The following is a 26,424-nucleotide window of genomic DNA, read 5'->3' as shown; positions in this document are numbered from 1 at the left end:
ACCTAGCTAACGATAGCCGTTCAAAAATATTTGATTGTTTTCAGAGATATTGATGAAAATCAGGACGAAATTCATCTTCAGAACTGAAGATTATAAATGGTAGAAAGGTTTACTGTCATTTCAATGGCTTTTTTAGCGACAAAAAAGCTGGGACTACCCAGCCGAGGACGTAGACAAACCCTAGTTTTCTATCAAAAAGACATTACGAGGTTCTACCAGGGATTTAAAAAGTTGATTTTTTGCGAGCTAAGCGAGCAAGTATCGAAACTTTCCGCTGTGATAAAAGTACCTGAAACTATTGCGTTTCAGGTACTCGGAAGTTTTGAGACCTTAGGCTCAAAACTTAGGTTTGCTTTAACAGTCTGGGAGACTGTTAAAGGTTGGAAATAGAGCAAGCAATAGCTTGAGTCAGACGTCCAAAGGGAGTCGCTACCGTCCGTTATCAGCTAAGGAAAGTTTCAAAACAGACTTTGTCTTCAATCTGAAGCTGGGATGACCCAGCCTTCTTTCCTTATTCATTTGCCTTCAAAGCTTCTAACATATCTAGTTTTTTCAGGCGATGATTGACCAACCAACCGAGAACCGCCAAGATTAAGATAATCGTCACAATCGGAATTACCCAAACTTCCGGTGTCACCTGTGGGTTAAACATCATGCTGTCTGGTGCAATCATCTCAATCAAAAAGAGATGCAGAAAATGCCCTGACAGTAACCCGAGAGCAATCCCAATCAAGGTCAAGACAATGGTTTCTCGGTAAATATAAAGCGTCACTTCCTTGTTATGGAAGCCTAAAACCTTAATCGTTGATAACTCTCTGATACGCTCTGCCACATTGATATTGGTCAGATTATATAGAATCACCATCGCAAGCAAAATCGACACAGCTACCAATAACATCATGGTTGAAGCCAAGGAATCCACAATCAGATTAACCTGCTCGACCACAGATAGGTTTTGAGAGACTGCAGAAACTGCTGACAACTCTAAAAACTGCGCAGCATGGTCCTTAATCGCTTGTTCATCATTAGCTTTTAACCCTATCAAATAGGCATCCGATGCATAGCTTTCTTCAAAAGCTTCTTCATAAGCCTGACTCGTCATAAAGACAAAGTGACCTGTAAAAAGTTGAACCACACCCGTCACAGGAACCGTTACCGTCTGATCATCCCGTGTCAAGCTTATCTCGTCGCCTGCTTTAACGCCGTAGAGTTTGGCTAATTTCTCAGAAATAACAACACCATCTGAAGATAAGGAATGCTCTTCTTTGGTTTTTGCATCTCGCATATGGAGCAATTCCCCAAAATCACGCCCTTCTGTCACCATCAGAGTCAGACTCTGTTTGTCTTCAACCTCAGGAAAAACCTGGGTCAAACTATCAGTATAAATTGGGAGATACGCCTTGATGTCTGAGCCATTTAGGGCGTTGTCCAGGTCTTTTTGGTCTGCTTCACTGGCATCCTCTTTTTCAACCACTAGCATGTCGTAAGTTAAAATCTGTCCAAACTGGGTCTCTGAAATCCCACTGAGCGATGACCGGATCCCTAAACCAGCATAAAGGAGGGCAATGGACCCGGCAACTCCAAAGATGGTCATGAACATCCGTTGTTTGTAACGAAAGATATTACGGGCTGTTACCTTATTCGTAAAACTCATCCGTTTCCAGATAAAGCCAAGGCGTTCCAGTAAGATCTTTTCCCCCTTCACCGGTGGTTTTGGCTGGAGTAGATAAGCCGTCTGCTCTTTCAAACCTTTATTAGCAATCAAATAGGCTGGTAAGACAGCAGAAATCAAAGATAAAATAAGAGATAAGACGTAATAGACAGGATAGCTAAAGAGGGTTGCTTTCCCGATGACTGTACCGGTTGAAATGATACCTGAAATCATGGGAGCTAGGATAAATTGGCCCCCCAAAGTTCCAAGAAGGGTTCCGACAGTTCCTGCCACTAAGCCATAAATGATAAATTTTCGACGGATGGCTTTGCGGCTGTAGCCAAGGGCTTTAAAAATCCCTGCATTGGTCCGCTCCTCATCTACAAACCGCGTCATTGTCGTGAAGGTGACAAGGGCTGCCACAAAATAAAGAACCACAGGAAAGACATTGCCCACCTGAGAAATGGAGGCTGCCGAGGACCCATAGGTCTGATAGCCCTGACCTCCTGGCATGGTCCGGCGGTTAGAAACCCGATAGGTCGGCTCCTTTAATTCGTCCAATTCTTCTTGGGCGTCGTCCAATTTGGCTTGCTCTGTTGTCAAGGTCTCTTGGAGCTTGACCAGTTCTGGCACATCTGATGCACTTCGTCCCAGAGCTTTCAAAGCTTTTTCTTGACCATCCAGTTGCTCCTTGAGATCGTCTAATTCTTTTTGTCCCTTAGCAATCTCTGCCTCTGGCTCTTCCTTGATTTCCTTTAACCGCTCCATACCATTATCAGCTAAAAGGTCTTCCAAAGCAGACTCTTCTTCTGCCAAGCCTTTCTGATAAGTAGAATCAAAAGGATTGAGATCTTCTAAATCTTCAAAACGCAATCGAGCTAAACTATAAACCTCAGCATCAAAAGCTGACCCGTCAGCCATAGCATACCCGTCTAACTCGCCAGACCCTTTTTGACTGGCTCCAAAGCTGGTTTCTGACCAAATATCACTAGCCTTGATAAACCCTGATACAGTATAAGTGTCAGCTGTTAAGGTCCCATCGTCGTCTGATTCAAAGGTGATGGTATCCCCCAATTGATAGTCTTCTGCCAGGTTGGCAGATAAAGCAATCTCTTGGTCCGTTTTAGGCAGATGGCCTTCAACTAAGACGGGTTGCGACAAGGTTTTATCTAATGAAAAGACACGCAAAGACGCTTCTTGATCCTTGACCAGAACATCCTGCAAATACCCAAAGCTGACCGTCGCCTTGTCAAGGCTTTTTAACTCGTCCTGATCATGCTCCCCTAAGCCAAAGTCTGCCATCACTATAAGATCCGCGACCTGATACTGGTTCAAAAAGGCCGCACCCGTTTGCTCTAGGTTAGGGCCAGCGACTTTAAGCCCGACTAAGGCAAATGATCCCAGAGCCATCAGGCTAACAATGGAGAAAAAACGAGCCTTGGTCTTACGAATCGAGCGCCAAATGTCTCGCCAATAAATCCTATTTGCCATCAGATACCTCCTAATATTCCAAGGTCGCAATATCTTGCGGTTCTTGGTTAAGGTAGTGGTCCTTGACTTTGGCGTCACGCATGTGGATGACCCGATCTGCAATCGGCACCAGGGCAGAATTATGCGTCACAATAATCACCGTGGCACCTTTTTCGCGAGCCATGTCCTGTAAGATTTTCAGGACTTGCTTACCTGTCTCATAATCGAGAGCCCCAGTTGGTTCATCACAGAGCAAGATCTTAGGGTTCTTGGCAACCGCACGGGCAATGGAAACCCGTTGCTGCTCACCACCTGACAACTGGGCCGGAAAGTTGTTCAAACGGTGACCTAGCCCTACTTCTTTTAAGGTCTCTTCAGGGTCAAGAGCATCCTTGACGATTTCAGAAGCTAGCTCCACATTTTCCTTGGCTGTCAGATTACCGACTAGATTGTAAAACTGAAAGACAAATCCGACATCATCCCTGCGGTAATCCGTCCGCTGACGGGAATTGTACTGCGCAATGTCTTGGCCGTCGATGATGACCTGACCAGTATCGCATGTATCCATGCCTCCTAAAATATTTAGCAGGGTCGATTTTCCAGCGCCAGAAGCCCCCAAAATCATGACTAGCTCCCCTTTTTCAATCTCAAAATTGAGGTCTTGGTTAGCCATGATTTTCGTCTCGCCCACCTGAAATCCCTTGCTCAGATTTTTCACTTCAATATAAGCCATTTTCCCATTCCTTTCAGTATTGCTTTCATCCTAAAAATATTATATAATCTTCAAAACTAAAACTCAACAGACAATTTTCAACAGAGTGTTGAAATAAGGAGTTCCCGCATGAAACGACAAACAAAAACCAAATCTAAGATTAAACAAGCCTTTTCAGAACTCCTCTTAGACAAAGGGTTTGACCGCCTAACCGTTAGTGATATCATCGAAAAGGCTGCGATCAACCGCAGCACCTTTTACCACCATTATGTGGACAAATACGATTTGAGAGACCAACTGGTCGCAGATATGATTGACCAGCTCATGGCCATCTTAACCACTGCTCTCCTTAACGATTCTATGTTACAAGGTAAGAACGATGCCTTATTTCAGACCATTTCACAAACCCTTGAGTATCTGAAAGAAGATCACATTTTTGTCCGAGCCCTGGTCATGTCTAACCAGACCACCTTTCTTTCTGATTTATTAAAAGAAATCATGGAACAATTCTTCCACTTCATCAAGGACCTTGACCAAGACGATCAAATCACACCTCTACAGTATAAGTCAGACTATGAATACGAGATGTTTATTGCAAGCATCGTCTCAGTCTTCCTCCTTTGGGTTAAAAAAGGCATGACTGACCCCATTTCTGAAATTGCCCAACTCATCACAAGCCAAGTGCAATTGACTTATAGGGACTAGAACAGACTGCCGAAAAGAAGAGGCTGTGCAAAACACAGCCTCTTCTTGAGATTAATATTGTAGCCTGCTGATTCCTGTTTGAACAGTCAGTTTGGCTGTGTTTACTTTAGCATAGAAGGTTGATGTCATGCTAATTTTACCTTTATTAGCAAAAACTTCAAATGCAGACTTGTCGATAAATAGTGTTAGCTCATTGACACCATTTGGCAACTGAACAGAACGTTTTAGGAGAGGACTTGTTTCCTCACCACCTAGCTGATTCTCTAGTCCGCTCCGATCAAGGGTCAATTGATTGTTTTCTAACGATAACCTAATGTAATCATAAGGTCCTCCAATAGTCAGAGTCCAACTCGCATGTTCTTCAGAAATCAGATCCAATCTTGACGGTGACTTCAACTCTTCTTCCCATAAGTCGCCCTGGCTTAATTCGACAGTATTCCTACCTTTACCTGGTAAAAATGGTGTTTGGACTAATTGTCCATCAACAATTGTTAACTCCCGCGCTAAAGTCATCATGCCTGCCCAGTTATGGTTAAGGTCTTGTGTTGGGATTTTTCTCCCCCAGGCTTGCATCCAAGCAATCATAATGCGACGCCCTTGATTGTCTTCGAGGGATTGGGCTGCATAGAAGTCATGACCATGGTCAATCTCGTCTATTTTTTCGAGCACAAATGTTTTTGTTGACCAATCTACATGACCAAAACAGATAATGTTGGAATTAAGATTTTGAAAATCTTGGCCAGACTGTGGGAATTTCATAGGAGACATGATTAAGCAATCTTGACCCTTCAAATTGAAGTAATCTGGACATTCCCACATAATCCCTTGATCTGTCGTTCCTTTCAAAAAGATCGATTCGAAGGACCAATTCTCTAAGTCAGTTGAACCTAGCAAAACAATACAGCCAACCTGATCGACATGCTTTGTAGCAACAACTGCATAAAAGTGACCGTCTTTTTCAAATAGTTTTGGATCTCGAAAGTCAGCTGAGCTAATTTCCGGAATACTATCACCAGTCATCACAGGATTAGAGGTTAATTTTGTAAAAGAAATACCATCCTCTGAAACAGCCATGTTTTGCACCTGACGAATCGAACCGTCCTCTTCAACAATATGACCAGTATACATCAGCCACAAACGATCATCTTTGACAATTGCACTGCCTGAGAAACACCCATCTTTATCATAAGCCATGTCAGGAGCAAGAGCTACAGGCAACTGCTCCCAGTGCAATAAATCAGTTGATTTGACATGCCCCCAATGCATGGGCCCCCATGAAGAATCATAGGGATAGTATTGATAAAAGAGATGGTACTCTCCACGGAAGTAAACGAAACCATTTGGATCGTTAATCCATCCCACAGGAGCTGTTAAGTGTTTTTCGGGCTTAAACTGATCATTAACGTTTCCGATAGATTTGGAAATATAATCTTGAGCTCGTTGCAAAGTAAATCGTTCTTCAACCATGTGTTCTCCTATTTTTCAGTATTATAAGAGTCATAATACTTCTGCTTAATCGCTACAAATTCAGAAAGTTTGAAGCGTTCTAACTCTTGGATGTATGCATCCCATTCTTCTTCGACACCACCGTTAACAATCCATTCAGACCGTTTACGGTTAACATAATCCATCAGGTCGGCAGAAATCAGATCAATTTTTTCCAAATCCTCTGGATCCATAAAGACTCTTGGATAGATATTATCATTAGACATATAAGGGACATAATTTTCTTCTAACAGATCCAAACGCCATTTAGCGTCATCTGGCATTGTTGTTACGGTGCCATAGTATTCATCGAGGATAGCAAGACCTCCGCCAACTTCTGTTTTTTGACGAAGTTCACTTGGAGCTGTACCTTCTAATGGCAAGTGTTTAAGCATGTTGTTTGCTTCATCAAATTCAAAGATATTTTGTTGTTCTTCATCACCATAGGTTCCCCAGTTGTTTTGAACAGATTGAAGTGGCTCATACATAAGATCCAACCAACGAGCTGTCAATTCCAAGTTTTTATTGGCACTGGTGATGATGATACGATCGCGTGAGAAACCAATATTATTGGTACGAGTCACATTCTTTTGACCATCCGGTCCTTCCAAGACAGGTAGGACATCGTAGTTCTCACTTCCTGAAACGTTGTTAGAGTCCCAAGTGAAATAAACACCGTATCGCTGTTCATTACCTTTAGCAATGTAGGTATTCCAATCCTGCTCGAATGCTTCAGGGTCGAGCAAGCCTTCTTCCTGCAGCTGGCGCATGAAGGCAACACCTTCTTTATAGTCTTCGTTATCCGCCGTAAAGTCTACCACACCATCATTTCCTACAACGATATGGTCATCATTATCACCGATACCAAATGCACCAAAGAGCAATTTGAAATCTTCATTACCTCCATTGTTAATGAAAGACATTGGAATTTCATCAGCCTGACCATTTCCGTTAGGATCTTTTTCTTTAAATGCTTTTAGAACAGTGATGAGCTCATCCGTCGTCTGAGGCATTTCAAGGCCTAGCTTATCAAGCCATTCGGTGTTGATCCAAGCCATGTCATTCACACTATGGATGGACTCTTTATCGGAACCAAGCTCCTCGATCCATGGAAGTGAATAAATGTGTCCATCTGGTGCTGTCAGCATCGCCTTGTATTCCGGATTATCATCCAAAACTTTTTTAAGGTTTGGCATATACTCTTCAATTAGATCTTCGATTGGAATAATAACGCCGTCGTCTGCCCAATTAATCAATTCAACATCTGAGGCTCCTGCATTCCAAAACACATCAGGAAGATCGCCTGAAGAAATGTCTAGGTTACGTTTTTCAGCATAGTCGCTAGTATAGTTTGTCCAGTCGATATGGAGGTTTGTTTTTTCTTCCAAACGCTTATAAATCAGCTTATCATTAGGATCTTGTGGGGCTAATGTTGAACTCCCTGTCGTGATTTTTAAGCTGACCTGTTCTTCCAATGGGAAGGTGACATTACTGAGTTCGTAGTCTGGTGATGATGCTCCACCACCAGAGTTACCACATGCAGCAAGAGTGATTGCAGAGAGGGTTGTTAAACCAAATCCGGCAAGTTTTTTCCATGTTTTCATTTGAAAACCTCCTAAATATTTTTTAATTTATAAAATGAAGTAAATAACTTGGACTATGTCCTATCGAAGCTTTATCCTTTGAGGGATCCAACCATAACACCTTTATCAAAGTATTTCTGGAAGAATGGGTACATGATCAGGAGCGGTGCACTGGAGATAACGATTGTCGCATACTTAATCATTTCTGCAATTCGCTTCATTTCAGCCATAGCAGCTTGACCACCAACCATATTTTGTTCTGGTGTATTTTGAATCAAAATCTTTCTGAGAACTAATTGTAATGGTTCCAAATTTGGATCTTTGAGATAGATCATTGCATCAAAGTAGGAGTTCCACTGGCCAACAAAGGCATAAAGAAAGAGGACAAACATAATCGGCTTGGCTAATGGTAGCATGATTTTCAAGAAAATTTGAAAATCATTAGCTCCGTCCAGTTTCGCCGATTCAACGAGTTCTTCAGGAAGGCCTTGGAAATAGGTTCTCGCTAGAATGATATTCCAGACATTGATGGCTCCTGGTAAAACAATAGCCCAGATGGAATTTAGCATGCCAAGATTCTTAACTAAGAGATAGGTCGGAACTAATCCACCACCAAAAAACATGGTGAAGATTAAGAACCCGTTAATCCATTGACGTCCTGGAAGATCTTTCTTTGACAAGGGATAAGCTGTTAACATGGACAAAGCAACCGTAATCAAAGCGTAAACCGTAGAGTAGAGGAATGAATTGAGAAAGCCTCTTAGGATAGAAGAATCCGAAAAAACACGTTTATACCCTTCAACTGTCCAGTCATCTGGGTTAAGGCTAATGCCTTTTGATAATAGAGCCGATGGCTCGATAAATGAAGCCAATAAGATATACACGAGCGGAACGAATGTCATTAAAACAATTAAACCTAGTAGGATTCTATTAATCCACAAAATACGTCTATCGAAATCTGTTTGAAGATGTGCGTTCATATGTCCTCCTTATAACCCTTCACCATCATTAATCCTTTGGACAATCTTATTCACTATGATTAAAAGAATGACATTAATGATAGTATTGAATAGTCCAACTGCAGTAGAGTAAGAGTAATTCCCAGAAACCAAACCTTGCTTATAGACATAGGTTGAGATGATTTCTGAAGCTGTTAAGTTAAGGGATGTTTGCATTAGAAATGCTTTTTCATAGCCTACACTCATGATATTACCAGCAGCCAAGATAAACTGGATGACCATTACAGGTTTGAGCGCTGGTAAGTCAATATGGCGAATCCTTTGAAGAATATTCGCGCCATCAAGTTTAGAGGCTTCAATCAAAGCTGGGTCAACATTGACAAGGGTTGCGGTATATAAGGTCGACGCCCATCCCATGCCTTGCCAAATACCACTGGCAATGTATAAGGATCTAAAATAATCTGGGTTGGTCAAGAAATTAGCTTTAATGCCAAATAATCCTAGGAAACTGTTTACCGGTCCTTCAATTGAGAAGAATAGAAAGACCATACCAACGATGACAACTAGTGAAATAAAGTTAGGAGCATACAAGATAAGCTGTAGTTTCTTCTTCACACGGTCACTCATCAATTGGTTTAACATAATGGATAAGATAATCGGTGGGAAGAATCCCCACAAAAGTCCATAAATTGAAAGTTTCAGTGTATTTCCTAATAAAATGCCAAGATTGGGTGCTGATAAGAATTTGCGGAACTCTTCAAACCCTACCCACTCACTTCCTAAAATACCTCTCAATGGGTTATAATCCTTAAATGCGATCAAAACACCATACATCGGAACGTATTTGAAAATGATTGTCATTAAAAGTCCTGGAATCAGCATGAGATAGAGCATTTTGTACTTGCTTATCTTAGACCAGAGTGACGTTTTAGCTATTGACGTAGCCATATTTTTCTCCTTTGCACATTTTAGAAACGTTTCCAGTTTCTGCTAAGATTAAACCTCAAAGCAAATCGCTATGAGATTTTTGACTAAAACCATCTTTAGGATAACTAGAGTTGATTTTAGGTAATTAAACTACTTTTTTGGTTGTACTTCCTTCTAAATAAGATATTGGAAGGACATTGTACCGGTTCACTTCCTCTTTGTTCATTAATGAAATGAGGGCGTTGACAGAGGTTAAGGCCATTTCTTCTATGGGTTGCCGAATCGTAGAAACTACGAGTGGACGATCAGAAGCCATTCGGATTCCATCACATCCAATTATTTGGACATCCTCTGGCACTTTTTTACCCATTTGGTTAAGGACCGCAATCACATCCAAAGCCATAAAATCATTAATGGTAAATATGCCAGTTATATCTGGATGCTGTCGGAAGAACGTTTCCAATTGTCCTTCTAAATCGACAAAGGGTTCCGGGACTAAGAGATAATAATTTTCTTTTTGGTAGCTATTACAAGTATCTGTAAATCCTATTTGACGCTTGCCAATTTCAGTCGGAAATCTCGGTTGGCCTCCTATGTAAGCAAGGACATCACACCCTTTTGACATCAAGGTTTCAGCAGCAAGCCTACCAGCATCCATGTTATCTGCTGAAACTGAGATCGCTTCATTTGAAAAATGCCGGTCAACACTGACAAAAGGTAAGGAAGAGGTCACATATGGATCGATATCACTATAGGTCAAGGCTATGATTCCATCGACCTTATTTTGTTGCATCATTTTGATGTATTCTAACTCTCGATCCGCTCGTCCATCAGAATTACAAATCATACATTTATAGCCACGTTTAGCCAATTCGTTTTCCACATGATAGGCAAACTCACCATAGAAAGGATGCCAAACAGTTGGTAGGATAAGGGCGACCATAAAGGTTTTTTGAAGTTTCAGCCCACGGGCGTAGTTATCAGGTTCATAGTTAAGCTGTGCAATGGCTTCTTCAACTTTTTGGCGAGTCGTTGCTTTAACTTGGCCATTGTTAATCACTCTTGACACCGTACCAACTCCCACTCCTGCTAAGTGAGCAACATCTTTCATAGTTGCCATGATATCCTCCTTTCTAAAGCATTTCTATTTCTATCTATCTGGAAACGTTTCCAGTATATCATGAATTTTTATCTTTGTAAAGAGTTTTTCTAAAAAATTTTTAGGGGTTATGAGTCTATTGACTTGTTCATGTAAAAACCATCTATAAAGTTGGTCTATAATATATACACTTAGCTTTCAGTCACAGGATATCAAAAACCTTGTCAATGAATTTACAAAATTGAGTAAGCACAATGTCCACTGATTAAGCATTCAGTTGATTATTAGAAAAAAGCTGGGAAAAATGTCCTAGCCTTCTAATTATTTATCATCCGTTAAACAAGACGCAGTGGTTGGGAGTGACACTCACTGGCTATGTCAGTTTTAGTGTTACCCCTGCACAGGTCATTAGGTGCTTCAGCACCAATGAGCCACTGCTGAGTGGGCTCTCATTCGCTGATTTCATCAGCTTTTACAGCCCTAACAATAGAGGGAAACGTCGTTTCCACTATTTCCAACCTCAAACAGTCACTTTCTGACTGTTTGAGCTATGCGGAAGCTAAAAATGAAAAAGGGAGGGGAAATCGAACCTATTCGGTTACCGATTTTTTATGACATCTTAAAAAATTTATATGTGTGATTGGTTTCCTAAGCAACAAAGGCAACCGTCGTGCTCTCAACGGTTGCCTTCTAGCTAGTTACATTTTTAGTGTTTCTGTGACTTGCTTTTTAAGAAAGCTTGAATCAGGAGTGTTATGGAAGCAGATAGACCCACTGTGAGCACTCAGAAAAGCTTTCACAGATGAAACGCGTTCAAACTTTTCGTCCTGATGAATTCTGTACTGACCAATAAGCTAGTCACTAGTCCTCTTCAGGGTCTTCTTCAAACTGAGAATTATAAAGGTCAGCGTAAAAGCCGGATTGAGCCAAAAGGCTTTCGTGGGTCCCTTGTTCAATAATGTTGCCTTCTTTCATCACTAGGATCAGGTCAGCATTCCGTATGGTCGACAGTCGGTGAGCAATCACAAAGCTTGTCCGACCTTCCATCAACCGATCCATAGCCCGCTGAATAACTTCTTCCGTTCGTGTGTCTACTGATGAGGTTGCTTCGTCTAAAATTAAGAGAGGGGCATTTTTCAAGAGTGCCCGAGCAATCGTCAGCAATTGCTTCTGACCGACAGACAAACTAACGGTATCGTCTAAGCGTGTTTCATAACCATCGGCTAAGGTCATGATGAAATGGTGCACTCCAACAGCTTTGGTGGCTGCTATCATCTGGTCTTCTGTCACCCCTTCTTGGTTATAAATGAGGTTGTCGCGAATCGTACCTTCAAACAGCCATGTATCTTGTAAAACCATTGCAAACTGGTCGTGAACTTCCGCACGAGTCATTGATTTAAGATCTTTACCATCAATTGAGATTTGACCACTATCGATGTCATAAAACTTCATAAGAAGATTGACGATTGTTGTTTTACCAGCACCCGTAGGGCCTACAATTGCAATTTTTTGCCCTGATTTGGCCTGAGCTGTAAAGTTATGAATAATGGGTTGCCCCGGAAGATAACCAAAAGAGACCTGATCAAACGTTACATTTCCTTTTGAGCGATTTAATTGTTTCGTTTTACCGGTTTCATCTTCTAGTTCGTCTTGGTTAAGAAATTCAAAAACACGGGACATGGCTGCTCCTGCAGCTTGGAATTGTGTCAATGCTTGCGCAATCTGTTGAAGAGGTTGCGTAAAAATACGAATATACATCATAAAAGCAACAATTGTTCCCATGGTCAATCTCCCATCAAGTAAGAGAACAGCCCCGACAATACAGACCATGACGTACCCAAAATTACCGATAAAGGTCATCATAGGCATCATAATTCCTGAGATGGTCTGAGATTTCCACATGGACTGGTAAAGGTTATCGTTTAAGGCTTCAAATGATGTTTTGGTCTCATCGATAGCATTATAACTGCTGATCACATTGTGCCCAGAATACGTTTCTTCAACAAACCCATTCACAGCAGCAAGATTGCGCTGTTGGGCCTCGAAATAACCTCTGGCTTTCCCCATAATCAGAGCTACCCCTACAAAGCCAATCACGGTTGATGCAATGGCTGTCAGAGCAAGCCAATGGTCCGTAATCACCATCATGACAATAGACCCAATCAATAAGGTAGTCGCAGTAATTAAAGTTCCTAAACTTTGGTTAAGCGATTGAGAGGCGGTGTCAACGTCGTTGGTCACTCGTGACAAAGTATCGCCCTGAGAATGACTGTCAAAATAAGCTAATGGTACACGGTTGATTTTACTAGCGATGGCCGTTCGAAGCCGCTGTGAATATTTTTGAACAATCGTATTAATAATGAAGGCTTGAAGGTAATTGACAACTGCACTAATGAGGTAGAGTGTTGCCAGAAAACCGGCAATTTTTCCAATCCCTTCAAGATCCATCTGTCCCATTAAACCTTCTGTGATTTTATTGGTTAATTTTTCGACCTGTCTAGGACCATAAACGGTAATAAAATTAGCAACGACGGCTCCTATAACAGCGATAACAAAAGGAAGCTGGAATCCTTTGATAAAGGGTTTCATTTGTTCTAGTAAGGACGGCTTTTTAGTTTCCATGTTCTAACTCCTCCTTAGATAATTGAGAATAGGCTATTTCTTGATAGATTGGATTAGTTGCCAATAATTCTCTGTGTGTGCCTTGACCAACCACTTTCCCTTGATCAAGGACTAAAATATCATCTGCATCCATAATAGTAGAGATCCTCTGAGCGACAATTAATTTGGTCATGTCCTGCGTTCGCTCAGAAAGCATTTGCCGAAGAGCCTTGTCAGTTCGATAATCAAGAGCAGAAAACGAGTCATCAAAGATTAAGATTTCAGGTTTGCGAGCTAAAGCCCTGGCAATCGCCAAGCGTTGCCGTTGCCCACCCGAAAAATTCGTTCCTCCTTGAGCTACTTCAGCATCTAAGCCCTTATCTAAAGCCTCAACAAAGTCTTTCCCCTGTGCCAATTCAAGGGCTTCCCAAATGGCATCATCTGAGAGTTGACCTGCTGCAGAATCCCCCATTGCAATATTTGACCGAATGGTTCCAGAAAATAGAACAGCTTTTTGAGGAATATAGCCAACCCGATGATGCAGTTCTTTTTGATCATAGGCTTTAACATCAACACCATTGATCTTAATCGTTCCCTGAGTCGCATCGTAAAATCGTGGGATGAGATTCACTAAGGTCGATTTCCCTGAACCCGTTGAACCTATAAAGGCAATCGTGTCTCCCTTATTGGCACTAAAGGAAACGTGTTCGATGACAGCTTCTGATGTTTTACTATAACGGAAAGAAACGTCATCAAAAACAATATGCCCTTGTCCCCTTGGTTCTATTGAGGTCTTTTCAGGATAAGTCAAGCTATTATCTAATGTAAGGACTTCGTTAATCCGACCTGCAGAAACCAGGGCACGAGGTAAAATCATGAAGACCATCATCATCATCATGAATCCCATAACAACTTGCATCCCGTATGAACTGAAGACGACCATATCCGCAAATAAACCAATTTTGGCTTCAAGAACGGCCTCAGAAATCAGATGTGCCCCAATCCAATAAATAACCAGTGTCAGACCAGATGAAATAAGAGACATGACAGGGCCCATCAGACTAAAGATACGCCCAACAAAGAGTTGAAGACGGGTTAACTCATCATTGGTGACATTAAATTTATCTGTCTGATAACCTTCTGCATTATAGGCTCTGATGACACGAATCCCAATCAAACTTTCTCTCGTAATTGCATTGAGACGGTCCACCAATTTTTGAATTCGACGCTGTTTAGGGAAGGCGAGGAATAAAAAGGCTGTCAACATTAAAAGAACAATGACTACAGCAACCGCTACAGCAGCCACCCATTCCCCTGACTTATCAGCGATTTTGCTAATGGCCCAAAGCGCCATAATAGGTCCCTTAGTGATGACTTGCAATCCCATGGTGATAAGTACCTGAAGCTGTGTTAAGTCATTGGTCGACCGAGTTAACAAACTAGGAATCGAAAACTGTTTAATTTCAGCTTGTGAAAAATCCATAACCCTAGTATAGATTTGACTTCTTAGCCGTGTGGTATAAGAAGCCGCCGTTCTTGCAGCCAAAAAGCCAATGATTGCTGCAACAATAAAACTTCCAAAAGACAAACTGAGCATCTTAATCGCTGGCTCTTTTAAGGCACTGACCTCTGTCCCTGGTGTCTGCAATAAGGCTGTGATTTCAGACATATAGGATGGAATTTCCAAGTCTAGCCATACGCTTAAGAAAACCAAGCCCAGTGTCAACACCATCACTGCGACTTCTTTTTTGGTGAAGCGTTTCATCAATTTAAACATCATTGTCCCCCTTTTTCTGTTTCAGCCTCTAAAATGGACTCAATATTGCGCTCTAACGTTTTAACCACTGTATAGGATAACCTAAGATCATCAATAGAAACATCCTTGAGTAATTGTAAATGAATAGCATCTAAAAATTCTTGATAAGCAATGGCTTTCTGACAGCCTAGTTCCGTTAGATAGACATGCTTATATCGCTTATCTTCTTGAGATGGAACAACTTCTATAAAGCCGTTCTTGACCATCCGCTTAATCAAACTGGACGCAACTGATTTTGAAATCTTTAATTCCTCTTCGATCATCCGTATGGAAATCTCCCTATCAGGATGACGGGTCAGAAAAAGAATCACGTGACCTTGCGGTCCACCTAAGTGTTTCACGTCATACTTGACTGCTGTCACATCCATAACATGCTCCAATTGATTCAAAAAATGCCTTACTTGCATGATTGGATTTTTCAAAAATCATCAATCCTTTCTTTTAGTAATCATGGGAACTAGTTTAATACTTTGACAATCATTCGTCAAGCAAAAAAGTTCTCTTGAGAACTTTTTTTGAAATTTTAAAAAACTCACTGATTAGAATGATTTCTTGATGGACAGATTAAAAATACAACTATCCGTTCACAAATCACATTAGAGTAAAATGCCACCAAAGTCACCCGCAAGTTACAGTCTAAACCCCTATTTTTTTACCGATAACAAAAAAGGCTGGGATTGTCACCCAACCTCTTGAAATGAAAGACTGTTAGCCAACATTTTCCACAAACTTACTCTGAAACAACCTTGTAAAATCTAGCCAGAGTTTGACCAGTCTGTTCCGCTAAGGGGAGAACATTTTTCATGGCCGTTTCAAGGGTCAGTGGACCAGGACAGATTGAAAATACCCCTGCAAAACCAAGGTCGTAAAGCTGGGATAAGTCTGTCGAATGGCTTCCCACAATAGCAACCGCCGGGACATTCTCCAGCTTAGCCAGTTGCAGGACTCCGAGAGGAACCTTCCCGTATAGGGTCTGCTGGTCCATTTTGCCCTCCCCAGTCATCACTAAATCAGCATCTGTTAAAGACTCTTTAAAACCAGCCAGACTCAGAATCGTTTCAATGCCTGGCACCATGCTGACTTTGTCTGATGCAAGAAAAGCATAAATCCCTGCTCCAATGCCTCCAGCAGCACCGCCTCCAGGCAAGAGACGAAGATGGTCTGGATTTTCAGGGCTCAGGAGCTCAGCCAAACGGTAAAACTCTCGGTCGAGGTAGGCGATTTCCTCATCTAAACCCCCTTTTTGAGGGCCAAACACTTGGCTAGCACCTTCTGCTCCACAAAGGGGGTTGGACACATCGACTAGAAACTGAATGTCGACACCCCGAAGCTCAGGTTTCAAACCACCGCTTTCAAAACGAGTGATGTTGGAAAAATGCTTTGGAATCATCTCTACTTCTTGGGCCGAGTCATTAAATGCCTTAAGCCCAAGGGCAGCTAGTAATCCTAACCCTAAATCGTTCGTTCCTGACCCACCCAAGCCGATATATAACCGTTTGATCCCTTGATCTAGAGCATGGGCAATCACTTGACCAGTCCCATAGCTACTGTATTGCAACAGTTGAGAGTCAGTGTCATCAATCTGCGTTATCCCAGAAGCTTGAGCAACTTCGACAACCGCGTAATCCGAGTCTTCACTGAGAAAATAATCCGCCTCTATCAATCGACCATCTGGACTAGTCGCTTCTACGGTGATGCGTTGCCCTGCCAGATTATGAGAAAAGGCAGCAATCGTTCCTTCACCCCCATCAGCTACTGCTAATACCTGAACATCAGCTTCTGGCAAGCTCTTCAATACACCGTCTTTCACCGCTTGTCCTATTTGCCACGAGCTGGCACTTCCTTTAAAGGAATCCATAGCAATAATGACTTTTGGCATCATATCTCCTTTTCTTCTCTCATCAGTAAAAGTATCGTCAAATGTTAAAACTTCTTTTTCTTATCTTACCAAAATGAGAGGACTTTGTCTTCAGTCTTAATCTGGCAGCTCGATGGCATAGTTACAGAACATTACAGGCAATACAAGCAATTACAGGCCAACACTGTCCCACACAAAATTGACATTTTAAACATGTCCAATAAAAAGCTTTTTAGTCCTTTTGATGGGTTTAAAAAACGCTCAACAGTTGAGCGTTTGTGCTAAGAAGACCAGGGGTACTCTGGATAAAGCATTTTAAGGACATCTGTCGTTAAACGACGAGAGGTACCTTTTGCTGGAAAGATATGCATCATCATCATGGGGTTAAAATTAGCCTCAATGATCCCATAACTCGTCGGACTGCTGTCTGCTGGTAACGTAATATCAGGGATTATCAAATCCACTCCACAGACTTTAGCCTGCATGACCTTGGCAATCGCAACCGCAATCGTCTTATAAGACGGATGGACCTCATCGGTCATGTCGATGGAGTCACCACCTGTGCTGATGTTAGAATTAGCCCTCAGATAGACCGTCTCGCCTTCTGAAATAACGCTATCTACAGTATAACCTTGAGCCTTGAGCTGAAGCTGTTCCAACTCTCCCAGTTCAATTTTCTTGAGCGGAGTTGATTTGCCATCTCCCCTTAAAATATTAGTATTTTTGACCGCGACCAATTCCTTGACCGTAGAGACACCATCTCCTATGACATTGGCTGGCACGCGCAGAAGAACAGCCTTGGTCTCATCGCCAAGCACAAAAAAGCGGTACTCCGTTCCTACGATGAAATCTTCCACCATGACTTCTTTGTCTTCTAATAAAGCAAGTTCAACAGCTTTTAAAAAGTCGCCCTTATCCGTTATCCCCTTTTCAAAAATACTGATGCCTAAGCCAAAGTTGGTTGATTTGGGTTTAATGACAATGGGTTTTGAGCAGACCAGTGAGAACACTTGCTCAGCCTCTTCAAGGCTGGTGACCTGGATACTTTCAGGAACTTGGAATCCTGCCTGCGCGAGAACTTTTTTAGTCACGACCTTATTTTCCATGATCAGTGGTGAAATGTAGCTATCCTGGCTAGTCATGTTGCCATTCTTGACATATTCGATATGGTCTGCAAAGGTCAGCTTGACAAATTGATCGCGTTCATCAAGGATTTCAACAGCAAACCCGTACTGAATCGCATCAGCTAAAAAGGCTTGGGTTGACAATTCCATCTCAGAGAAGGCTTGAAGGCCAAAGGGTTTCTCCATAACAGCTGACTTATAAGAGCGGGCCAAGTTGAGGCCTACCTCGAGCATGCTGCCTGAGGCTTCATAGGTCTGCCAGAGTTGACCTCCCACCGTTTTCTCGGGCTGGCTAATCTGGCTACGTTTGTCTAGTAAAAGCTCTCGGTCGCTGACGGAAAGGCTTATCTGCTCTGCCATTTCCAGCAAGGCCTCAAAAACCAGTTCAGCTTCTGCTATATCTGCAGCAGGTGTCAGGGGATGGGCTAGGGCTGTGGCCTCTTTTAGGGGCAGGCCCGCACGATAATCCGGAGTTTCCTCAATCCAAAGAAGACCCATCAAAAAGAGGTGAACAAATCGGGCATCTTCAGGCGTCATGCCGTAAGGCGCAAAGGGATTGAGGTCAAACAGGCGAAACTCCAAATACTCAATACCTTTTTCCGGTAAATCTTTGACAGATTTGGCTCCTCTAAAGCGCACGGTTTCATACAGCTCTTTCTCAGCAATCAGGTCTCCTGTGTCAACCAAATGTCTCAAATCCTTAATGTACTGGTCCAAACTGTCAAAGGATACGTGAACATGAGGCTCATTGACATACCCAAAACGACTGGACCGAATGGAACGTGCTGGAGAATCCAAGGCCTCTCCGCCTTCAAAATAGCGGTCTGGGGCAAGCGGGGACGCCCCCAAAAGATAAATGAGCAACCACTGGTAGCGCAAGAATTGCCGAGCTAGCTTCATGTAAACCAGATTACGTGTCTCCGTAAGAGAACCCTTTTCACTCGCTAAAGCCTGAAAGAAGGCTGGGCTTAGGCCAAAATTGTAATGAATCCCAGAGACCATTTGCTTGTATTTGCCATATTTCTCGGTCAAATATTCACGATACCGTCGATCCTCATCTGCCATTTGAGCTTCCAAAATAGCACTGGATTCTGGCAGTCTTGCTGGCATCGACAAGGGCCAAAGGTACTCATCCTCAGCTAGCTGCCGTATGGTCACTTCATGAACAGCCCCTAAAAACCTTAGGGCATCCGTCGACGCCCCACAGACTGGCGTTATCAACTCTAACTGCGACTCAGCAAAATCTGTCTGAATATAGGGGTGAAAGTCACGGGAACCAAACCTTTTAGGGTGCAAATTTTGGCTAATTTGTCCATCCTGATCCACGCGCTGCCCTTCTTTTTCAATCCCAATTGTCGCCTGAACAAAAAGCCCTTCAAGACCCTTATCCAGAATTGTTGCCTTCAGTGACATAGCTCTCCACCTCGTCTAAATACTACCCTTAACTTACCAAAAAAGAAGAGGGAAATCAAAGATTCTCACACGAAATGTGGAGAAAAGATAAAACTTTTCTCCACATCCTATTATGCAGGTAAGGTAAACCGTTTTTCCAAGTGATTAAATACTAGTTGAATAGTTCCACACAGAAGAATGTAAATTATAAAAATGACAAAATAAGATTCAAAATATTGATAACCGTAGGCAGCTTCAACACGCGCAATTGCTGTGATATCTTTGATTGTCATGACAAAAACTAGTGATGTCCCCTTCGCCAAGTTAATAACCAAATTACAGAGATTAGGCAAAGCTACTTTAAAAGCCTGTGGGAAGATGATTCTCCTATAGGCTTGACTTGAACTCATTCCAATACTTTGAGCTGCTTCTAACTGTCCTTTACTGATGGCAAGTAAGGCTGATCGAATAATTTCCGATAAAGACCCTGTTGTCATGATGCTAAAAATAATAAAAGCATAAACTATTGGATTAAAATCAAAAACATTGATCGTAATACCTAGATTTTTAAAGATACTATTTAGAAGACTCGGAAATAAGCTATAGAAAAATAATATCATGACTATCGGTGGAGTAGCCCTTATAAAAGCAAGGTATATAAGAGAAAACGTTTTAACACCTTTAATGTTATAAATTTGCCCTAAAGCTAATAACAAAGCAGGCAGGAAGCTAATCACTAAAGAGACAATCATAATCGCTAAAGTGACCGGAACTCCAGCTAATGTTTTGAAAAAGGTTTGAATAATGTAGTCCAAAACAACCTCCTAAATCCTCGGCGCCAACGACCGTTCCATCCATTGAGAAATAACAGAAATCACCAAAGAAATCCCCCAATAGATAACAGCTACTGCCGTGTAAGTTTCTAAAGAGTAATTCCCCAAATTACGACCAACTAACAAATTAGCTGCTCCCATAATATCAACCATCCCAATTGTATAGGCTAGGGCTGCATCTTTCAATAAATTTAAAAGAGCATTTGTCATATTCGGTAAGGCTAACTTAAAAACTTGTGGAAGAACGATACGATAAAAGGTTTGCCACGGGGTTAACCCAATACTTAAGGCAGCTTCTTCCTGGCCTTTAGGTAAGGCTAGATAAGCAGATTTAAACACCTCCGCCATCATTGCTGAAAAAAGAAGAACCAATGTCACTACAACAAAAATACTTCTGGGCCAATGGTTGATATCTACTTCTAGCCACCATTTCAAAAATTCTGGAATACCATAAAAAACAAGAAATAATAAGACAATCGGAGGAGTGCATCTTAACATAAAAATATAAGTTTCTGCTATTTTTACCAAAACATTGTCTCTTGATAACTGCATCCAAGTCAGACAACCTCCTAATAAAGAACCTATTAAAAACGTTATTACAATAAGGCCAACTGTTACTGGTATAAAAGGAAGGAGTTGAGGAATAAAGTCCCCAACTCGAGCAAGTGAAAATTCAACCATTCTAACCTCTCCTATTTTGTCACATAGTTAAAAACATTTTCACCGAAATACTGTTCAGAAAGTTCAGCTAATACACCCTCTTCTTCAAGTTCTTTTATGGCTTGTTCATAAGCTTCAACAAACGCTTCATTTTGGGCATTTTTATGGATCAACGGATAAGTTTCAATGCCACGGTAAGGGAAATAACTTAATTGATCAGCATACTTGTGATAAGCACCATCTTCTGCAATCACGGCATTTTCGTAAGACAATTTGATATCGAAATACCCATCATAGCGTCCCTCAAGGACCCATGCGTAAGCATCTGCTACTGTAAATGATTCAGCCGCTGTTAACTCAATTGGGGTATCCGGATTTTCTGTATTGTAGTCTTTAATTACATTATATTGCGCATTTTGGGGTGAAATGGGAACTAACTTTGCCTCTGCAGTAGCAAAATCATCAATTGATTTGAATTTGGATTCATCCTCCTTACGGATAGTAAAGCCAATGACACTTGCCCCTATAGCAGTCTCAGGAATTAAAAACTTTTTAGCTCTTTCTTCAGTATACCATGCCCCTTTTGTACCAATATCATACTTTCCTGATTCTAACCCAACAAGCAAATCTTCATCGCTTGTCCCAGTATATTCAAACTGATATCCTTCTAATTTTTCATCAATCGCTTTTAAAACTTGAACCTCATAACCATCTGATTCTCCCTCATCATTGATGAAATCGTAGGGAGCGTAAGATTGGGTATGGGCAACTCGTAAAGTCACAACATCAGAAGATGCCTTTTCATCAGATTGCAATAGTTGTCGTCCTAAAACTGTTACTAGAGCTACTATAATGACAACACTACCGACAATGTACCATTTTTTCTTATTCATTTTATTTTCTCCTTACATAAATTAATGAGCTGCATCACGAATCCACTGAATGCGTTCAACATCAATATCACTTGGAATGGTACAGTCTGCCCCCAAAATAATGCCTTGTCTACCGTTTTCAGACAGAATCGTTTTGACCTCTTGTTCAATCTCCTGACGGGTTCCCTTGTAAATCAAGCTATTTTTTTCATTTTGAAAACCACCTAGAACGGTCTTCCCACCAAACAATTCCCGACCATTTTTCAGAGATACATTTTCTGGTTTGACAGCCCAATTAAATACTTTTGCAGGATAATCCTTATATACTGCTATATTGTTACTAGCGCCCTCATAGCCACAAATATGTAAAATATTAAGTCCATCTTCACCACCTGCAGCTTCAAGTACAATCAAATCTGCAGGTTGAATATAGGTTGGATAGACATCTGAATTAATACGATTATCCTGAACCCCTTGGACACTGAAATAAATACCATCGATTGGCACTTCTTTTAATAACCGTTTTACAAGTTTTGCCAAATCATTAGCGATAACAGTTAAAACGTTTTGAACCGTTTCAGGATTTTCTAACAACAAATCAGCAAGTTGGTCGTCTCCTGACGAGACTTCATTCGCTAGCTGCCACTTTAGATGTGTTGCCGGAGAAAAAATATTATATAAAGCAACAATGTCTTCATCAAACGAAGCTTTAATGTCTTTAACAAGCTGAACCTGTTTGTCAAACCAAGGATGATTGTCAGGTAAGGGAGAGATTGCTGCTAATTCATTTACTGATTTAACACCTTCATGGATTAATGGGCTAGGATATCTAAAGAAACCATCACTCATTAGTTTTATAAAATCAGGTTTTACTGTTTTAAGAAATTTCTGATGCCCATGTAGATTTTTTTGATAGATATTTTCCGAATCTAATCCATTAAGCCACTCGTCTTTTTCTGTAAAGTGAAACCAGAATCCAACAGGAACTCGGTCTACCACTTCGCCATTAAATGCCTGCTCAACTAACTCACGTTTTGATACCATAAGCGCCTCCTTGCACCATGTGCTGTTTATTTTTGAGAACTATCTTATCATGCCACCATGCATTTGCATAATATATTTTAGCTATCACTCCGTTAAAATTTTTCAAATTAGAAATAAACTATCAATCAGATAAGAATTCTTTATAGCTTGTTTAAATAATCACAAAATAAAAAAGAAGAGAAAAACACCTACCATTTAGATAGTGTTCCTCCTCCTTCTTAGATAGCTAGACAGATAGCTGAAAAAACTTTTTTCCACAATCATAGACCTAAGTATTCTTAGGTAAAAACAGAAAATTCCAGCATTATTATAAAACATAATCGATGGCAAAATCAGGCAGAATCCGGGCCAAAAATTGGCGCGTTCTCATTTCTTTTGGACTGGTAAAGAAATCGGACGGATGGCCCTCCTCTACAATTTTACCACCATCAAAAAAGACGACGTGGTTAGCAACATCCTTGGCAAATGTCATCTCATGGGTAACGACGATCATCGTAATGCCTTCTTCTGCTAAGGTTTTCATAACCTGTAACACATCACCAACCAGCTCTGGATCTAAGGCAGAGGTTGGCTCATCAAAAAGAATTACTTCAGGCTTGACTGCAATGGCCCGTGCGATTCCGACCCGTTGTTGTTGCCCACCAGAAAGCTGGTGAGGGTATTTATCTTTATGGTCCCATAAACCAACCTTGGTTAAAGCTGTTTCTGCTATTTTAAGAGCTTCGTCTTTCGGCACTTTTCGGGCAATCACCAGACCTTCTAAAATATTTTCGAGAGCTGTTTTATTGTTAAAAAGGCTATAATTCTGGAATACAAAGGCAGTCTTCCGACGAATTTCTAAAATGTCCTGTCGGCTCAATTGCGCTAAAGAATAATCCTTACCTGACAGGACAAGCTCTCCTTCATCAACCGTCTCCAAATGGTTAATGCATCGTAAAAATGTTGTTTTCCCTGAGCCAGACGGCCCTAAAATAACCACCACATCCCCTTGGTTCACTTTTAAGGAACCCCCATCTAAAACGACTTTATCTCCAAATGCTTTTTTTATGCCTTTAACCTCAATCATCGTCATTTCCTCCAGATTATTTTTTCTTATCTTACCACGATTCCAACAAACACCCAAATATATTTTTTTTATCACATCTATAAAAAAATCAAACCATCGATTGTGGTTTGATTGGAAATAGCTATTATCTTTAGAGAGATTTTTTAAAAGAAATTAAAATCAGTTATCTTTCGTAGCTTTTGTTGGTTCTTTTTTTGATCAATCAGTTAAATGACAATCCCATCGCAATGGTCTATCTCGTGTTGGCAGATTTGGGCAGGGAAATCCTTGAGAACAACTGATTTTCGTCGCCAGTTCTGATCGAGATAAGTAACCTTAATGGTCTGGTAGCGTTTAGTCGGCCTACTGCCTTCTAGGGATAGACAGGATTCCTCCGTCTTATAGGGTCCTGATTGCTCGACAATGACAGGGTTAAACATGAGCAAATCGACAAACCCCAGACTAACGACAATGATGCGTTTTTGCTGACCAATCATATTAGCAGCTAGACCAACACACCTGTCCTTATTGGCTTGTACGGTGTCCAGCAAGTCTTGCCCTATGGTCATATCTTCTTTACTAGCTTCTTGAGACGATTGTTGCAGGAAAAACGTATCTTTGACAATTTCTCTAATCATTTCCTTACCTCGGTTTGTAAAAGCAATTGTTTGTCTTTGAGGACATAAATCGTATCGACCAAATCCAGAACACGTTCATCATGCGTCACCATGACTACTGCTGTTCCGCGTTGACTAGCTTCACGCTTCATCAGCTCAACCACCTGATGTCCCCGTTTGCCATCCAGACTAGCTGTCGGCTCATCTGCCAACAGAAGGCTCGGTTGATTGATAAGAGCCCTGGCAATGGCCACCCGTTGTTTTTGTCCACCAGAGAGTTGCTGAGGTAAATATCGACGTTGAGCTGATAAATCAAAACCAGTAAGGAGAGAGTCGATGCGGTCCGTTAACGATGTTTTTTCACGGGCTAATTCCTTGGTCGCTACTAGACGTAATTGCTCCTCCATGGGTAGATAAGGAATAAGGTGATGGCTCTGAAAAATAAAACCCATTTTTTCCCGCCGAAGCTTCGTTCGCTCCTTGTCAGACAAACCATGAACCGGTTTACCGTCCAATAAAGTCTCTCCCTCATCTGCTGTCAACAGAAGACCAGCGATCGATAGAAAAGTTGACTTACCACTTCCTGACGGTCCTAAAATAGCGACAAATTCACCTGGTTGCACCGTCAAGTCAGCCTTGTCTAAAATAATATTCTTCTCTTGCCCATCCTGATAGGCTTTCGAAATGCCTTTTAATTGCAAGCTCATTACACATCACCTCCACCGATGATTTTGACAGGGTCTATTTTCACAATTTGTAAGCAAGAGACCAAAATACTAAACACAGCCATACCAACAAAAATACCTGCTGCAAATAAAGCACTGCTTAGATCGATCGTAACAGGCACTTTGCTCGGAAGAAGACTCATGGTGCCTAAGGCGAGTGCACTTCCAAGTCCTACACCAAGAATGGCTAAGAAGAAACCTTGCCCAAATTGGATACTGACAATCTCACGAATAGATAGCCCTATGGCACGCATAACACCAAATTGTTGCCGTTTTTGTAGGGTCAGAATATAGAAGAAAATCCCTAAAATAGCTGCTGATACAAAAAGAAGGACACCTGATATCAGATTAACTGTTAGTTGCTGCGCCGCATAGCCCGGTACTTGTTCAATTAGGTCTGATTTGGAGGACACTGTAAAACCTTCTGTCGTAACCATTTGACTCGAGTCTTCGAGCGCTAAACTTTGGTAACGCTCTTCTGCAGCTGGGTTAATGGCTAATTTCATCTGACGATCTGTCTCTTGGGAAATAATGGCTAGAGGAGCAAAGGTATAGGTTTGACGCTCTATGAAACCTACGACTTCAAGGGTCAAATCAGATTTTGTGTCGAGTAATACGTCCCCCAGCTCGATCCCAGCTTCAGCAAACTCTTCACTTAAGAGAACCTGATTTTCGCCTGCTTGGAGGCTATTGCCTTCAAGGACTTCTGGCATCAGAAAACTGTCTTCTTCAAGAACAAAATAAACGGCATCTTGTTTTTCAGCACGGTCCTCTTTTTTTAAGCCAGAGCGCTCTACACTAAAGGCGGTCACGCGCCCGCTCAATTCTGACTGGAGATTGTCCGCCTCTTCTAGGCTCATGCTAGAATCAGCCAATAGATTTTTAGCATCGCTTGACAGAACAAAACCTTCTGCTGACAGTTCTTTCAAGGCGCCTGAAGATTGCTCAGCTAATCCTCCAGCTAGTCCCGTCAAAAAGACCACCATAAACATCATGAGTACAATCAAAAGTTCAATCATCAGGTATTTTTTCCAATTATAGCGTATCTCAGCCCATGCGTGCTTCATTCTTAGCTCCTTTTCTGTCTTCCCATTATACCCTTTTAGGAATGAATTTCCTAAGTAATAGCTCAAAAAAACCAGCTCAAGGCTGGTCTAATTAAGTTGAAAATAAGGTCCAGGATTGAGCACGCAGTACCATACTAATAGAAAACTAAGTATATCCACATTCTCTAAAAACAGTCTAG

At 41.4% G+C, this 26,424-nt stretch carries 21 protein-coding genes; 1 reads left to right on the top strand and 20 read right to left on the bottom strand.

The features are described from left to right. Nucleotides 1-511: 511 nt before the first annotated feature. Both J2S23_RS02030 and J2S23_RS02025 read right to left on the bottom strand, forming a co-directional pair. Nucleotides 512-3,142: an ABC transporter permease gene (locus J2S23_RS02030; RefSeq protein ID WP_307121103.1), complete on the bottom strand. Its 2,631-nt coding sequence runs from the start codon at nt 3,140-3,142 to the stop codon at nt 512-514. A 10-nt stretch (nt 3,143-3,152) separates the two neighbouring features. Next, complete coding sequence (locus J2S23_RS02025) at nt 3,153-3,854, bottom strand: ABC transporter ATP-binding protein (protein WP_307121102.1); 702 nt, start codon at nt 3,852-3,854, stop codon at nt 3,153-3,155. A 108-nt stretch (nt 3,855-3,962) separates the two neighbouring features. Here J2S23_RS02025 and J2S23_RS02020 point away from each other — a divergent pair, with 108 nt between their 5' ends. Next, nucleotides 3,963-4,538, top strand: a complete 576-nt coding sequence (locus tag J2S23_RS02020) for a TetR/AcrR family transcriptional regulator (protein WP_307121101.1) — start codon at nt 3,963-3,965, stop codon at nt 4,536-4,538. Between the two features lie 51 nt (nt 4,539-4,589). Here J2S23_RS02020 and J2S23_RS02015 read toward each other — a convergent pair whose 3' ends face one another. The 18 genes from J2S23_RS02015 to J2S23_RS01930 form a co-directional block, all read right to left on the bottom strand. Beyond that, nucleotides 4,590-6,005, bottom strand: a complete 1,416-nt coding sequence (locus J2S23_RS02015) for a glycoside hydrolase family 32 protein (RefSeq protein WP_307121100.1) — start codon at nt 6,003-6,005, stop codon at nt 4,590-4,592. Between the two features lie 8 nt (nt 6,006-6,013). Further along, complete coding sequence (locus tag J2S23_RS02010) at nt 6,014-7,627, bottom strand: ABC transporter substrate-binding protein (RefSeq protein WP_307121099.1); 1,614 nt, start codon at nt 7,625-7,627, stop codon at nt 6,014-6,016. Between the two features lie 71 nt (nt 7,628-7,698). Continuing rightward, the gene (locus J2S23_RS02005; protein ID WP_307121098.1) at nt 7,699-8,586 is read right to left on the bottom strand and encodes a carbohydrate ABC transporter permease; all 888 of its coding nucleotides are present in this window, start codon (nt 8,584-8,586) and stop codon (nt 7,699-7,701) included. 9 nt (nt 8,587-8,595) lie between these two features. Next, on the bottom strand, nt 8,596-9,513 hold the full coding sequence (locus J2S23_RS02000) for an ABC transporter permease (protein ID WP_307121097.1): 918 nt from the start codon (nt 9,511-9,513) through the stop codon (nt 8,596-8,598). Nucleotides 9,514-9,637: 124 nt separating this feature from the next. Continuing rightward, nucleotides 9,638-10,615, bottom strand: coding sequence for a LacI family DNA-binding transcriptional regulator (locus J2S23_RS01995; RefSeq protein WP_307121185.1), 978 nt, complete (start codon nt 10,613-10,615; stop codon nt 9,638-9,640). Nucleotides 10,616-11,452: 837 nt separating this feature from the next. Next, nucleotides 11,453-13,213, bottom strand: a complete 1,761-nt coding sequence (locus tag J2S23_RS01990) for an ABC transporter ATP-binding protein (RefSeq protein ID WP_307121096.1) — start codon at nt 13,211-13,213, stop codon at nt 11,453-11,455. Continuing rightward, nucleotides 13,203-14,969, bottom strand: coding sequence for an ABC transporter ATP-binding protein (locus tag J2S23_RS01985; RefSeq protein ID WP_307121184.1), 1,767 nt, complete (start codon nt 14,967-14,969; stop codon nt 13,203-13,205). Before J2S23_RS01985 ends, J2S23_RS01990 begins: the two co-directional genes overlap by 11 nt. Next, on the bottom strand, nt 14,969-15,430 hold the full coding sequence (locus tag J2S23_RS01980; protein ID WP_307121095.1) for a MarR family winged helix-turn-helix transcriptional regulator: 462 nt from the start codon (nt 15,428-15,430) through the stop codon (nt 14,969-14,971). The genes J2S23_RS01985 and J2S23_RS01980 overlap by 1 nt, the downstream gene beginning before the upstream one ends. A 308-nt stretch (nt 15,431-15,738) precedes the next feature. After that, nucleotides 15,739-16,887, bottom strand: a complete 1,149-nt coding sequence (locus tag J2S23_RS01975; RefSeq protein ID WP_307121094.1) for a glycerate kinase — start codon at nt 16,885-16,887, stop codon at nt 15,739-15,741. A gap of 260 nt (nt 16,888-17,147) precedes the next feature. Further along, nucleotides 17,148-19,403 carry a bifunctional glutamate--cysteine ligase GshA/glutathione synthetase GshB gene (gene gshAB / locus J2S23_RS01970; protein WP_307121093.1) on the bottom strand — a complete coding sequence of 752 codons (2,256 nt, stop codon included), beginning with the start codon at nt 19,401-19,403 and terminating at the stop codon, nt 17,148-17,150. Nucleotides 19,404-19,513: 110 nt separating this feature from the next. After that, nucleotides 19,514-20,197 (bottom strand): amino acid ABC transporter permease, encoded by a 684-nt coding sequence (locus J2S23_RS01965; RefSeq protein ID WP_307121092.1) that lies wholly within the window; start codon nt 20,195-20,197, stop codon nt 19,514-19,516. Nucleotides 20,198-20,206: 9 nt separating this feature from the next. Next, nucleotides 20,207-20,896 (bottom strand): amino acid ABC transporter permease, encoded by a 690-nt coding sequence (locus J2S23_RS01960; RefSeq protein WP_307121091.1) that lies wholly within the window; start codon nt 20,894-20,896, stop codon nt 20,207-20,209. Between the two features lie 11 nt (nt 20,897-20,907). Further along, the gene (locus J2S23_RS01955; protein WP_307121090.1) at nt 20,908-21,768 is read right to left on the bottom strand and encodes a transporter substrate-binding domain-containing protein; all 861 of its coding nucleotides are present in this window, start codon (nt 21,766-21,768) and stop codon (nt 20,908-20,910) included. Between the two features lie 21 nt (nt 21,769-21,789). Further along, nucleotides 21,790-22,791 (bottom strand): uroporphyrinogen decarboxylase family protein, encoded by a 1,002-nt coding sequence (locus tag J2S23_RS01950; protein WP_307121089.1) that lies wholly within the window; start codon nt 22,789-22,791, stop codon nt 21,790-21,792. Nucleotides 22,792-23,098: 307 nt separating this feature from the next. Then, a complete protein-coding gene (locus J2S23_RS01945; RefSeq protein ID WP_307121088.1) occupies nt 23,099-23,857 on the bottom strand; it encodes an amino acid ABC transporter ATP-binding protein in 759 nt (252 codons plus the stop codon). A gap of 206 nt (nt 23,858-24,063) precedes the next feature. Further along, nucleotides 24,064-24,474, bottom strand: coding sequence for a peptide deformylase (locus J2S23_RS01940; RefSeq protein WP_307121087.1), 411 nt, complete (start codon nt 24,472-24,474; stop codon nt 24,064-24,066). Continuing rightward, nucleotides 24,471-25,160, bottom strand: a complete 690-nt coding sequence (locus J2S23_RS01935) for an ABC transporter ATP-binding protein (RefSeq protein WP_307121086.1) — start codon at nt 25,158-25,160, stop codon at nt 24,471-24,473. Before J2S23_RS01935 ends, J2S23_RS01940 begins: the two co-directional genes overlap by 4 nt. Further along, complete coding sequence (locus tag J2S23_RS01930; protein WP_307121085.1) at nt 25,160-26,245, bottom strand: ABC transporter permease; 1,086 nt, start codon at nt 26,243-26,245, stop codon at nt 25,160-25,162. Before J2S23_RS01930 ends, J2S23_RS01935 begins: the two co-directional genes overlap by 1 nt. Between the last annotated feature and the right edge of the window lie 179 nt (nt 26,246-26,424).

Source organism: Streptococcus moroccensis, assembly GCF_030812835.1.
Taxonomy (GTDB): Bacteria; Bacillota; Bacilli; order Lactobacillales; family Streptococcaceae; genus Streptococcus; species Streptococcus moroccensis.
The sequence above is the reverse complement of the archived record's forward strand: the minus strand, read 5'-3'. Positions and strand labels throughout refer to the sequence as shown.